13 protein-coding genes are annotated in these 11,499 nt (G+C 60.4%); 7 read left to right on the forward strand and 6 right to left on the reverse strand.

Annotation, left to right across the window (positions count from 1 at the left end; translation table 11 throughout):
• Nucleotide 1 precedes the first annotated feature (1 nt).
• From JL811_RS17550 to JL811_RS17570, 5 genes are all read left to right on the forward strand, one after another.
• A complete protein-coding gene (locus tag JL811_RS17550; protein ID WP_202690025.1) occupies nt 2-1,018 on the forward strand; it encodes a ligase-associated DNA damage response exonuclease in 1,017 nt (338 codons plus the stop codon).
• The gene (locus tag JL811_RS17555; protein ID WP_202690008.1) at nt 1,015-2,583 is read left to right on the forward strand and encodes a cisplatin damage response ATP-dependent DNA ligase; all 1,569 of its coding nucleotides are present in this window, start codon (nt 1,015-1,017) and stop codon (nt 2,581-2,583) included. Before JL811_RS17550 ends, JL811_RS17555 begins: the two co-directional genes overlap by 4 nt.
• 71 nt (nt 2,584-2,654) lie before the next feature.
• Nucleotides 2,655-3,386, forward strand: a complete 732-nt coding sequence (locus JL811_RS17560; protein ID WP_202690009.1) for an SDR family NAD(P)-dependent oxidoreductase — start codon at nt 2,655-2,657, stop codon at nt 3,384-3,386.
• A 13-nt stretch (nt 3,387-3,399) separates the two neighbouring features.
• Nucleotides 3,400-3,546, forward strand: a complete 147-nt coding sequence (locus JL811_RS17565; RefSeq protein ID WP_237685045.1) for a DUF2256 domain-containing protein — start codon at nt 3,400-3,402, stop codon at nt 3,544-3,546.
• Between the two features lie 455 nt (nt 3,547-4,001).
• Nucleotides 4,002-4,853 (forward strand): hypothetical protein, encoded by an 852-nt coding sequence (locus tag JL811_RS17570; RefSeq protein ID WP_202690011.1) that lies wholly within the window; start codon nt 4,002-4,004, stop codon nt 4,851-4,853.
• Nucleotides 4,854-4,963: 110 nt separating this feature from the next.
• Here JL811_RS17570 and JL811_RS17575 read toward each other — a convergent pair whose 3' ends face one another.
• The 4 genes from JL811_RS17575 to JL811_RS17590 all read right to left on the reverse strand — a co-directional run bounded on the left by JL811_RS17575 (nt 4,964) and on the right by JL811_RS17590 (nt 6,795).
• Nucleotides 4,964-5,740 (reverse strand): hypothetical protein, encoded by a 777-nt coding sequence (locus JL811_RS17575; protein WP_202690012.1) that lies wholly within the window; start codon nt 5,738-5,740, stop codon nt 4,964-4,966.
• 64 nt (nt 5,741-5,804) lie between these two features.
• On the reverse strand, nt 5,805-6,062 hold the full coding sequence (locus JL811_RS17580) for a hypothetical protein (RefSeq protein ID WP_237685041.1): 258 nt from the start codon (nt 6,060-6,062) through the stop codon (nt 5,805-5,807).
• A 20-nt stretch (nt 6,063-6,082) separates the two neighbouring features.
• On the reverse strand, nt 6,083-6,355 hold the full coding sequence (locus JL811_RS17585) for a hypothetical protein (RefSeq protein ID WP_202690013.1): 273 nt from the start codon (nt 6,353-6,355) through the stop codon (nt 6,083-6,085).
• Nucleotides 6,352-6,795 carry a hypothetical protein gene (locus tag JL811_RS17590; protein WP_202690014.1) on the reverse strand — a complete coding sequence of 148 codons (444 nt, stop codon included), beginning with the start codon at nt 6,793-6,795 and terminating at the stop codon, nt 6,352-6,354. Before JL811_RS17590 ends, JL811_RS17585 begins: the two co-directional genes overlap by 4 nt.
• Nucleotides 6,796-8,365: 1,570 nt before the next feature.
• On the opposite strand from JL811_RS17590, the gene JL811_RS17595 reads away from it, so the two are divergent.
• Complete coding sequence (locus tag JL811_RS17595; RefSeq protein WP_202690015.1) at nt 8,366-8,719, forward strand: hypothetical protein; 354 nt, start codon at nt 8,366-8,368, stop codon at nt 8,717-8,719.
• 44 nt (nt 8,720-8,763) lie between these two features.
• Nucleotides 8,764-9,150 carry an H-type lectin domain-containing protein gene (locus JL811_RS17600; protein WP_202690016.1) on the forward strand — a complete coding sequence of 129 codons (387 nt, stop codon included), beginning with the start codon at nt 8,764-8,766 and terminating at the stop codon, nt 9,148-9,150.
• 293 nt (nt 9,151-9,443) lie between these two features.
• Here the strand turns inward: JL811_RS17600 and JL811_RS17605 are convergent, their stop codons facing one another.
• The gene (locus tag JL811_RS17605; protein WP_202690017.1) at nt 9,444-10,244 is read right to left on the reverse strand and encodes a helix-turn-helix domain-containing protein; all 801 of its coding nucleotides are present in this window, start codon (nt 10,242-10,244) and stop codon (nt 9,444-9,446) included.
• Nucleotides 10,245-10,260: 16 nt separating this feature from the next.
• Nucleotides 10,261-11,058 (reverse strand): helix-turn-helix domain-containing protein, encoded by a 798-nt coding sequence (locus JL811_RS17610; protein WP_202690018.1) that lies wholly within the window; start codon nt 11,056-11,058, stop codon nt 10,261-10,263.
• Nucleotides 11,059-11,499 lie beyond the last annotated feature (441 nt).

Raw genomic sequence — 11,499 nt, forward strand, 5'->3', positions numbered from 1 at the left:
AATGCGCGCGGATGAGATCGTCTATCCGACCGAGGCCGGGCTTTATTGTGCCCCGGGCGATTTTTACATCGACCCCTTGCGCCCGGTGGCGCGTGCCTTAGTGACCCATGGCCATGCCGACCATGCCCGCCCCGGCCATGGCGCGGTGCTGGCCACGCGCCAGACGCTTGAGATCATGGCAATCCGCTATGGGGAGGAGTTCACCGCCAGCCGCCAGATCGCCGACGGGCCGATACGGATCGGTCAGACGACCGTCAGTTTCCACCCGGCGGGCCATGTGCTGGGATCGGCGCAGATCCTGATCGTGCCGGACAAGGGTCCGCGCATCCTGATTTCGGGCGATTACTGCCGCGTGCCGAACCCGGTCTGCGCGCCCTGGGAACCCGTGCCCTGCGATATCCTGATTACCGAGGCGACCTTTGGGCTGCCGATCTTCCGCCATCCCGATCCCATGGCCGAGGCGCGGCGGCTGATTGCCAGCATGGCCGAATTTCCCGACCGGCCGCATCTGGTGGGGGCCTATGCGCTTGGCAAGGCGCAGCGGGTGATCGCGCTGGCCCGCGCGGCGGGGCACGCGGCCCCCATCGCCATTCATGGCGCGCTGAAACGCCTCTGCGACTATCACGCCGAACAGGGCATCGACCTTGGCCCGCTGGTCGCCGCGACGGAGCCCGCCACCAAACCAAACCCGGCGGATCATGACACGGCACAGCTTGTGCTGGCCCCGCCTTCGGCCTTTGCCTCCCCCTGGGTGCAGCGGTTCCGCGATCCGGTGCTGTGCTATGCTTCGGGCTGGATGACGGTGCGCGCCCGCGCCCGGCAGCGCGGGATCGAACTGCCGCTGGTGATTTCCGATCATGTCGACTGGCCGCAACTGACCGCCACGATCCGCGAACTGGCGCCGACAGAGGTCTGGATCACCCATGGTGCCGAGGACGGGCTGCTGCGCTGGTGCGAGATCGAGGGCTTCGCCGCCCGCCCCTTGCGGCTGATCGGTTATGAGGATGAGCCGGAATGAAAGCCTTTGCCCGCCTGCTGGAGCGTCTGGCCTTCACCCCCGGCCGCAATTCCAAGCTTACGATCCTGTCGCATTATTTCGGGACCACGCCCGACCCTGACCGGGGTTACGCGCTGGCGGCCCTGACCGGCACGCTGGATCTGCGGCAGGTCAGCGCCTCGGTGCTCAAACGGCTGGCGTCGGATCGGGTGGATGAACAGCTGTTCCGCCTGTCCTATGATTTTGTCGGCGATCTGGCCGAAACCATCGCGCTGATCTGGCCGGCCGGTGCCGCGACGGGATCGCAGGCCGAAACGGGGGCCGGGGTTTCGGTCGCGCAGGCCGTGAACCTGCTGAACGGGACCGGAAAGCTGGCCCTGTCCGGCGTGATTGCCGATCTGCTGGACCGGCTGTCGCCGCCCGAGCGGCTGGCGCTGCTGAAGCTTGCGACCGGCAATCTGCGCGTCGGCGTTTCGGCGCGGCTGACCCGCAGCGCGCTGGCCATGGGAACGCAACGCCGCGTCGAGGAGATCGAAGAGATCTGGCACGGGCTTTCCCCACCCTTCCAGCCGCTGTTCGACTGGCTTGACGGCGGGCCCCGGCCCGACCCCGCGCCCGCCCCTTTTCGCCCTGTCATGCTGTCCACGCCCGTCACGCCTGCCGAACTTGCACCGCTGGACCCGCGCGATTTCATCGCCGAATGGAAATGGGACGGAATCCGGGTGCAGGCCGTATCCGAACAGGGCATCCGCAAGCTGTATTCCCGCACCGGAGAAGAGATTGGTGCCGCCTTTCCCGACATCATCGAGGCCATGACCTTCGACGGCGCGGTGGATGGCGAATTGCTGGTCCGGCGCGGTGATGAAATCGCACCGTTCAGCGATCTGCAGAAACGGCTGGGGCGCAAGCAGGTCAGCCGCGTCCTGCTGCGCAGCCATCCGGCGGCGCTGCGGCTTTATGATATCCTGACATGGCAAGGCGAGGATCTGCGCCCCCTGCCGCTGGCGCAGCGCCGCGCCCGGCTTGAGGCCGCAGGGATCGACAGCCCGCGCATCGACCTGTCACCGCTGCTGCCCTTTGACGACTGGAACGCGCTTGCGCAGCTGCGCGCCGCCCCGCCGGTGCCCCAGATCGAGGGAGTGATGATCAAGCGGCGCGATGCGCCCTATCTGGCCGGTCGTCCGCGCGGGCCATGGTTCAAATGGAAACAGGACCCGATGCTGGTCGATGCGGTGCTGCTTTACGCCCAGTCGGGCCATGGCAAACGCTCGGGCTTTTACAGTGATTTCACCTTCGGGCTATGGGACGGCGCGGATCTGGTTCCCGTCGGCAAGGCCTATTTCGGCTTCACCGATGAGGAACTGCGCGAGCTTGACCGTTTCGTGCGGAAAAATACCGTGCAGCGGTTCGGACCGGTGCGCCAGCTTGCCCCGAAACTGGTGGTCGAAGTGGCGTTTGAAGGGCTGAACCCCTCCCCCCGCCACCGGTCGGGCATCGCGATGCGCTTTCCGCGGATCGCCCGCATCCGCTGGGACAAGCCCGCGGCCGAGGCTGACCGGCTGACGTCGCTGAAGGGGATGCTGTGACCTGCGGCACAATGTGAACCGATCCCGCATCCCGGGCGTAAAAGACCGAACGCAAACATTCCGGGGGCATCATGGGCAAGGTTCTGATCTGGGGCGCGACGGGCGGGATCGGTGGGGCCATCGCGCGGGGTTTGCAGGCCGCCGGGGTGCCGCTGCATCTGACCGGGCGCGATGCCACACGGCTGGCGGCGCTGGCCGAGGAACTGGGCGCCAGCCACACCGCCGCCGATGTGCTGGACCCGGACAGCTTTGCCAAGGTCTCGGCGGCGGCAGGGTCTGCATTGGTTGGGCTGGTCTATGCCGTGGGCAGCATCACCCTGCGCCCCTTGCCCCGTCTGACGCCCGAGGATTTCCATCGCGATTTCCGCCTGAATGCCGAAGGCGCGGCGCTGGCCGTGCAGGCCGCCCTGCCCGCACTGAAGGCAGGCGCGGCGGATCGGACATCCTCGGTTGTGCTCTTCTCCTCGGTCGCGGTGACGCAGGGCTTTGGGGCCCATGCCTCGGTCTCGATGGCCAAGGGCGCGGTCGAGGGGCTGACCCGGGCGCTTGCCGCCGAACTGTCGCCACATGTGCGGGTGAATGCCGTGGCACCTTCGCTGACCGATACGCCGCTGGCCGCCGGTCTGACCGCGAATGACAAGGTGGCCGGGGCCATCGCGCAACTGCATCCGCTGCCGCGCCTTGGCCGGGCCACCGACAGCGCGGCGCTGGCCGCTTTCCTTTTGTCGGAACAGGCGGACTGGATCACCGGGCAGGTGATCGGCGTCGATGGCGGGCGGTCGCGGCTGCGGCCCAAGGGCTGATCCCGTGCCGAAGATGCGCAAACCCGCCGAATTGCCGCGCAAGATCTGCGCCACCTGTGGCCTGCCCTTCACATGGCGGCGCAAATGGGCGCGCGACTGGCAACAGGTCCGCCATTGTTCAGACCGCTGCCGCAAGGCGCGGCGCGCCGCCAGCGCCTGACCCGCCGCCTGCGCGCGATCCTTGGCAACCAGCAGCCGCGCGATCCTTCAGCCTTGCGGGATCCGGACCCGGCCCGCACTTCGATGCGATTGCGGCTGATGGCGGTCGGACCGCTTCGCGGAAAAGGCAAAACCTGCGCCTGATAGCGAATTTCGAATCCCAGAAGTTTGGGGCAGGATCATTCCGTCGGGTGTTTATTCCCCCTTTCTAAATCTGGCTTCTGGCACCTCGCTGGGCCCTTGGGGCCGCTTGTAAGGCGGGTGACCGTGTCGCGACAGCGGGCGCGGCCCGAAGCTGGATGTGCATAACGGTAGGACTGTCATGATTGGTATCCGTCCTCACTTCGTCAAACAGGGCATGAAATCACAACCCGGAACCCTGCGGTCAATGCGACCGGTCTTCAGTTCTCATTGCAGATCGCGTTCTGCCATCTCCCTTGTTGCCGGGCCCCTGAAATGAAGACGATTGATGTCATCCTGCCGATCGGCAAACCCGGTGCACCTACGGGAAATGAGGTGCCGGAACTGACGCGCTATGACGGGCAGACCCTGATTGACTGGGCCGTGCGCGAGGCGGTGCAGGCAAGGGCGAACCGGATCCTGCTGGTTGCGCCCGAAGGCCATGCGCCCGCACAGATGATTGCCCGGCATCTGTGGCGGTCAATCCGCAGCCATAAATCCGCGGCGGTGAACGGGCGTTTGCGGATGGATTTCCTGTTCCATCCGGTCACCGACGAGGAGGGCTGGGACGGTGTTGTTCGGGCCGCCGCCCTGCAATGCCGGGGCGATCAGGCGCTGCTGATCGACCCGACCATCGCGCTGACCACAGCGGACAGAATTGTGCCCTATGCGTCCTTCACCCTGCGCAAAGTGTCTGAGCGCATCGGAGACATGCCCCTGTGCGCCCTGGCCGAACTGCCTTGGGACGAGGCGCTTTCGATGCCGGTCGTGACAGGGCCGGGGCTTGCGCCAGCCGATGACGTGCCGGGATCGGATCGTCTGAAGGTCTTTGCAGGTCGTGCAGTGCTGCCCTTGCCGCTGCCCCGGCTTGCCAGATCTGCGACCGGGGCCTTCCCCTTTGATACGCTTATCAGCACCTTGCACGATGCGCAGGTGCAGCCGATCCAGCTTTTGCTGAAACCAAGGGATGCCCGTTTCGTGCAGCCCGGTGAAGCCGCGAAAGAGACCGGTCCGGATGGTCAGACGGATCCGCAAGGAATGGCACTGCTCGCCTATGAACCCGCATTGGCGCCCGCCATCCTGAACGGCACAGGCTTTGCCGCGAATGCCAGTTTCCGGGCCGGGTAATCCCGCCCGGCGGCGCATCTGTCCGCAAAGGATGATCCGGGCAAGGCTGCGCTCCGGCACAGGCTGCATGTGCCATGTCCGATCCGACACAAAAGGCTGACCCGCCAGCGTCAGTGCTGCAAAGCAGGGTTGTCACAGCGGAAAAGACGCATCCGGCCGCCTCGTCGCAATTGCCTGAATTGCAGGGTCGGCAACCCGGTATCGGTGATCGCATCCAGCCACCATTTCCGACCGGCCGCGCCGGATTGCGGCCATGGCGACTCCGGCGGTGAACCCGGCGCGGCCTGCGCGTTCGGATGATCCGGCGACATCGTTCCCTTATCCGTCATCGTTGAACCCCCCAAAGAAGGGGTATCACGCGGCGAAGCAGGCGCGCTGCGGGACAAGATCGACCTGCCGCTGCGCGATGTCTGACATCGGGCGCCCACGGCCAGCCAGTAAAAACGTGCATCGCCATGGCCCTTGATTCCGCGCGGCAAAAGCGCCAGCGAAAACCCGTCTGGCGTCAGGGCGCGATAATCGAGACTTGCCTTACAGACGGCCTGCCCTGCCCCCTGATCCAGCAGGACAACCAGCCGCGGTGCATTTTCGAACGCCGCCTTGAACCGGATGGGCAGCAGGAATTCCATCCGGACCGTGTTGCCGTCACGATCCTCGGTCCTGACTTCGCCGAACGTGCCGCGCCCCATCAGCACAAGATCATCGCCGAAACCCGGCAATTCCTGTTGCGCCGCCTCGCCAATCCGCCTTGACGACAGCCAGATGGATCGCAGCGAGGTCGCCTGCTGTCCTGACGCCATCTTAATCTGGCCCGATCCCCGGAAGGCCAGTTTTCCAAAGGGACGACGGAAAACTCCCGTCAGCTCATTCCACCACACCATATCCAAGGCAACACTCCCGAAGCAGTTCACAGACCGCAAAGACCGGAGTCAGCGCGCATTCGCTGCAGGGTCAGCCCGACGTTCGAGCCGCCAGTCTCTGGCCTTCTTCGAGGCAGATGGCATCGGCCTGCGCCGCCGACATGCTGTCGGGGCGGTCGATCGAGCGGTCCCAATAGACAATGCCCTCCGTGTAAAGCTGGCACAGAACGGGGCCCTGCGCCGTCGCGACGGTGACCGGGGGGGATTCCAGATCGCGCGGCGCACAGGCCGAAAGCAAAAGCACGCCCAAAAGGGCAAGCCGGGCCGGATGCGGAACGGAAGTCATCATTGAATTCATACTCATACCTTTCACTGATCGGTTTTTTGGTCGGGTGGCATGCTGATATCCTCTGGTTTGCGGCGGGCCACGACAGCGGCCAGCAAAAGCGCAAGACAACCGGCAGCCGGGAATGCCAAAGCCGCGGAAAGCAGACCGAACCCCCCGATGAACACCAAAAGCGCAGAGACCCACCCGGCCACCACCGCCAGAAGGACACAGCCCAGCATCAACGAGGAGCCGGACCTGTCGATATGCCCGCCCTCGGGCCGCCCGGCCGGTATGCGATGAACAACACTGCTCATTCCGTCCTCCTGCGTGTCGGGCCGGACGGATCCATCGACCCGGCATGGGCGGGCGCGACGATGCCATCGCTTCTCGTGGAACCGACCGGCTGATTCAGACTGCGCGTATCAAAGACCTGAAGCACCAGCCCGCCGACCGAAATGCAGCCCGGGCGTTCCGAAAAAAGGGCGAAGAGCAGCGCGGAATCCCGATACTCTTCGCCCAGTCGGCATGCTGCCTTGAACTCCAACCGGGTTGGAGCCGAGGCGGGAGACCGATCGGGGTAACCGACCGGTTGCTTGGGGCTGAGCAGAAGATCCTGCTGCGGCAGACCCGGGCCGAACCGCCCGGCCGGCAGCCGCACCAACCCATGGCCCAGCCGCGTGGACTGACGGCTCAGAATATCAATAAGTTCGATATAATTGTCGGCAACCGGATCATAGACCAGATCGCCGATCATCAGCCGCTCAACCGGAACTGTTGTTCCGCTTCGGCGGACCCGGACCGACATGCCCTTGGCAATCATTTCGCCCCCCCCCCGAAATGCGCGGACCAACCAGGCCCCGGAATTGACGCGCCGCTTCACGAACAGGCCAACGGCGAAAACGGCCGTTTGCCTGCACCCGGCGCCTGGATACGGCACAGGACCGAATGCCCGGATCGGATGAAAATCAGAACTGCCAACAAACCGGAGATTTCTGATGTTTTGAATACAATATTTCTCAACCAAAAATGCACCGGTTTGTTAACAGAGAAACACAGCACCATGTACGGCTCGCAGCAAAAGCGAATTACGCAAGGCAGGGAAAAGAACCCTTTGCAATGAGCAGCCGCACCCCTTAAAAACATCTGCGCACACAACCAACACTGCCCAACCAATATTCGATAACAGAGCAGGTCAGAGCTGCAAATTCGCTATGAGTTGCGACTCTGAATTAAATAGCGAAGGCATTTAAGGCTGCGCTGCCTGACCCCGACACACGCGATAAGCGGGAGAGCCTTGCCTACAGGCGCGCCATCTTTGCCTTCACCTGCCTTAACGGCAAGCCTGTCGTTGCCCTGGGCTTCGGACAAGCCAGGGAAGGCCGCGCCGATTGGGGCGGCGGGGGCCTGGCGCACAGAACTGCCGGGCGCCGCGAGCAGGAATCGCTATGCCGGAAGCCGGAAAAAATCGTTTCATTTCGATGCTCCGGTGATTGCGCGCCCAACCCATTCGCTATCAAGTGCGCCGACCGCAACAACCAGAGAACTTCTTTGGCCCGGCAGTTCGTCGTAACCACAGGCAAAGGTCAGGCTACGCAGGGGTTCCAGGACTGGGGCCAAGATAAAGTCACGGAGAGCTTCCTGAATTTCTTCAAAACTAGGTAAATCCATCCATGTCCCCATCATTTGTAAACTTGATCTGAAAATTGATGCAATTCCAGGCAGCACAAGTCTGAAGCAACGATATGACTGAACGCTTGCACGTGAATTAATCGCATGACTTCCATGAAACATGGCCCCAGGTCGATTGACGACACTAAGCGGCCAGAGCTGCCGGCGGCAAACCCCTGAATTGGAGCCCCAAGACTTGGCTTACGTTGATCACCAAATGCTTCTGTTCACGACATTGGGAAATGCCCAAGCCGGAGCGTTTGGTAGCGGACCAGGGAGATTTTCTGTGTTTGACATCGGAGCATCCACCATGGGTGACGGGGCGGGACGGCCGGGAACTGGCCGCGCGCCATGCAAGGAACAGCAAGAAACTGGTGGTGACAGAAACCGGCATCCCTTGTCCGAAGGCTTTCGCCCCGGACCTGCATCAGCGCAAGACCTCCACTGAATGAACCCAGAAAGGTGCAATATCAGAACGCATGAACTGCTGTGAACCGGCGCAGGCAGAAGTGAATTTAGATTGGCGTCTTTCTGATCCGGAAGCATGTCAAATCCTGAAGCAGGGAAACCTGCAAAGCCTGACAGATCACCACCATCCACAACCTACCGTCTGAGGTAAAACTCAGGCATAGATCAATCCAGAATGTAGAAAAATCATGAATGTGAAGAAAACAGCGTCGAACCAGCCCGCAGCCAAGAAGGCCACCGGAAATAAGAAGACGACCAAGGTGAAGGCGCCCAAAGTTGCTGAAAGCAAAACGGTACTGAAGAAAAGTGACCTGTTCGACCTGGTCAAGGCCGGTGCGCCGGGCATCAATGGTCAGATCGCAAGCGCGATCATGGATGTGGTCCTGCTTGAGATTGGTGAGGCCATCAAGGCCGGAAAGACCATTCGCGCCTTGCCCGCTGGAAATCTCGTTTTTCAGAAACGGAAAATGCTTGATGATGGCGAGGTGATTACCTGCAAACTGCGTCACAAATCCGCGCCGGTCACAGCGGAAAGCCCGTAACCGATGCCTTTCTTGTGCTCTAACTGTCAGGACGACGAGTAAATATGGCTCAAGCGCCCCAGAAAGTGCAAAAGCTGGAGGAACCACCGCCGTCGCAGCAATGTTTGACGGTCGGTGGCCTGCAAGTTATTAGCGCCATTGATACGCTGTTCAACCATGTCGATGAACAACTGCCAATGTGGACGGGGGAGGGAGACCGGAAGGTTGCCATGAATGTGGCTTTCCTAAGCCCCTTCGCATCCCCTCCGGTTGTCACCATCGGCCTTGCCGCGATTGACAGTGCCCATGATCAGAATTTGCGGTTCTGGCTTGCGGCACATGACATTACCACGACCGGATTCAAGATCGAGTTCAGCACCTGGGCGGATACCCATATCGCCCGTGCCGCAATATCCTGGCATGCGATTGGTCCCGTGACCCAGAAATCATGATCGGCTGTAATACTGCGCCCTGTCCCATTCTATGACACCAAAGGCGCGGTTGGCAGCCGCGCCTTCGATAACGCGCAGTCCAGATCAGTCAGCGAAAACTGGACGCCTTTGCGAGGCTCCAGCAATCGCCATTCTGATAACAAACGCATCCGGGAATTACTACGGGATCAGATGATCGTTTCAGGAAAGGCGTGTCTGTATTTGATTCAGTACACCGACATACGGTGCAATTCCGTGGGTCGGGACATCAGCCCTGTGACAAATCTGCAGCGCAATATGCCCTGTCGCGACGATCAGAAGTTATGGTTGGTAAGGATTGCCATGACCTCCGGTTCAATCGTATCCGGATCAATCCTGCCAATTTTCCGACTCAGCCGCATAGCCGAGCCGGGATCGCGCAGGCGACGAAAATACACCCTCATGGTATCAAGAGGGGTCATCCTCTGCAGCTTTCGCGTGATCAGAAATCCGGTCATGTCTCTGGTTGGTGTATCCGCCGGTGCATTCAGCTCAAGCAACCCAAAACGCTGGCCGACACCGTCAAGATTATGAAACCCCGCGAAGAATACCCCTCCTGGTGACATCAGAAGAACGCCACGGCGCGCCAATCTGTTATTCGACTGCTGCAGAAGTGAGCCCGCGCCCCGAGTTTTTACACATCTGAGAATGCCAATCTGCCCGATTTTTGAAATGAGCGCGACACCACGAAAAAGCTCTGTTTCCTCCGCCTCACCAAGACAGAACACCTCGTAAACACCTTGCAACTCGGCAAGATCGAGATCAAAGCAGCCAAGTCTCGCCAATTCCCGACCCAGATCCATCCAATGCTGAGGCACATGGCCATCACCCGAAGCCTCGGATGAGAGCACGGCTTCAAAAGCTGAAGGATCCGAAAGCAGATCCTCTGAGGAGACCCCGACGAGCATTGAAATTCGCTTGAGCACATCAAACGTGGGCATCTGGGCGCCTGACAAATATCTCGCCAGCTGTTGACGGGATATACCGATCTTTCCCGAGAAACCCGTCAGGCTGTCCTGTCCGGAAAGGGCCCTTCTCAGGTTAACAGGAAAGTTGATATGCTCTCGCTGACTCATTCTACTTGGCTTTCCCTCAATGCGCTGTTGTAGACGCTGATGCCGATGTGTCCAGCGCCAGATTGCTGGAAATGTCTGCAGCGAGATCACCAATGCTGACAAGACCGCGAGAAATATCGGGAGAACCCGATATTCTTTTCAAAACTGTTCTTGTATTATAAATCGGCCGTGCCCCAATATCTGCCACGCCAAGCTTCTCACCGGTCAGAAGTTTGGGATCATTATTCGGACCGGCATAGAACATCATGACAGATTTCACCTCTTCTTCGGTTGCGCCCCCTATTTCGATCAGCACCAGACGACCCTTGGCAAAACTCACATTGAATCTGGCGAATATTTTTTCAACACAGGATGCTTCGCCGACTGCAAGCTTCATCGATGCTGCATGGATCGCCCTGTTTACCACCATGATGCGAAGCAATTCACATGTCACAAAGCCGGGGTACAATGGAGAGAGCTGATACATGATGTATCTGCCTTGAAGAGTCGTCATTTGTTGGATTTTCAAATTCTCCGCTGATCTGACGAGGCCGGTTTGCGGCAGGATTGCGGGAGAATCGCTTCCCAAAGAAGACTTGTCGGGCAGCATCCTATCTTGGACATTTTCCTGATACAGAGCGTCAATCGGCAATCCTGTAACCTGTGAAATGCGGCGCAATACACGCAGCGACGGCATCGATGTCCCATTGAGATATTTGTTCAACTGCTGCCGGTTGATGCCCAAGGCATCAGAAGCGGCGGCAATGGTTGGATAGCTTTCGACGACTCTTTTTATTCCCTGCAGAACGTCATTCTTTCGCGTTGGATCGGACATTGTGATCATTGCTGTTTATTCCTCGTCATTTCGAAAGGGCGCACAGGCTCATGCGAGACAGGTCGCGACAAGCATCCGGGACCGGTTGACCTCTGTGGACCAGTCTAGCGCAAGCGGATTACCGGACTCATTCCGGACAGATTTTATCTGACTAAAATTGAAGAAGATCTTCCCTTTCAACGAGCAATCACGAATTGCTTACTTCTGACATTGTTAAATGTCCGCTCACTTCAAAGCTTTACCTGCTGCGCGGATATTCATGGTCGCCATGTGGCAGATCCAGCCCATGCAGTCCTGTCGACTGCATGGGTGGGTGACCCGGCCCCTTTTCAGGACCGGGCCGGGCCGCTATGGGCACAGATCCTAAGTGTCGGACGTTACTTGGTGGTGTAGCCGCCATTGACGAGAATGGTCTGCCCGGTCATCCACCAGCCTTCGGTG

Origin of the sequence: Szabonella alba (assembly GCF_016765775.1) — a bacterium.
Lineage (GTDB): Bacteria > Pseudomonadota > Alphaproteobacteria > Rhodobacterales > Rhodobacteraceae > Szabonella > Szabonella alba.

Excerpts from the sequence above, each read along its gene's own strand:
- JL811_RS17550 (WP_202690025.1), top strand. The coding sequence starts at position 2 with ATGCGCGCGGATGAGATCGTCTATCCGACCGAGGCCGGGCTTTATTGT.
- JL811_RS17555 (WP_202690008.1), top strand. The coding sequence starts at position 1,015 with ATGAAAGCCTTTGCCCGCCTGCTGGAGCGTCTGGCCTTCACCCCCGGC.
- JL811_RS17560 (WP_202690009.1), top strand. The coding sequence starts at position 2,655 with ATGGGCAAGGTTCTGATCTGGGGCGCGACGGGCGGGATCGGTGGGGCC.
- JL811_RS17565 (WP_237685045.1), top strand. The coding sequence starts at position 3,400 with ATGCGCAAACCCGCCGAATTGCCGCGCAAGATCTGCGCCACCTGTGGC.
- JL811_RS17570 (WP_202690011.1), top strand. The coding sequence starts at position 4,002 with ATGAAGACGATTGATGTCATCCTGCCGATCGGCAAACCCGGTGCACCT.
- JL811_RS17580 (WP_237685041.1), bottom strand. The coding sequence starts at position 6,062 with ATGATGACTTCCGTTCCGCATCCGGCCCGGCTTGCCCTTTTGGGCGTG.
- JL811_RS17585 (WP_202690013.1), bottom strand. The coding sequence starts at position 6,355 with ATGAGCAGTGTTGTTCATCGCATACCGGCCGGGCGGCCCGAGGGCGGG.
- JL811_RS17590 (WP_202690014.1), bottom strand. The coding sequence starts at position 6,795 with ATGATCGGCGATCTGGTCTATGATCCGGTTGCCGACAATTATATCGAA.
- JL811_RS17595 (WP_202690015.1), top strand. The coding sequence starts at position 8,366 with ATGAATGTGAAGAAAACAGCGTCGAACCAGCCCGCAGCCAAGAAGGCC.
- JL811_RS17600 (WP_202690016.1), top strand. The coding sequence starts at position 8,764 with ATGGCTCAAGCGCCCCAGAAAGTGCAAAAGCTGGAGGAACCACCGCCG.
- JL811_RS17605 (WP_202690017.1), bottom strand. The coding sequence starts at position 10,244 with ATGAGTCAGCGAGAGCATATCAACTTTCCTGTTAACCTGAGAAGGGCC.
- JL811_RS17610 (WP_202690018.1), bottom strand. The coding sequence starts at position 11,058 with ATGTCCGATCCAACGCGAAAGAATGACGTTCTGCAGGGAATAAAAAGA.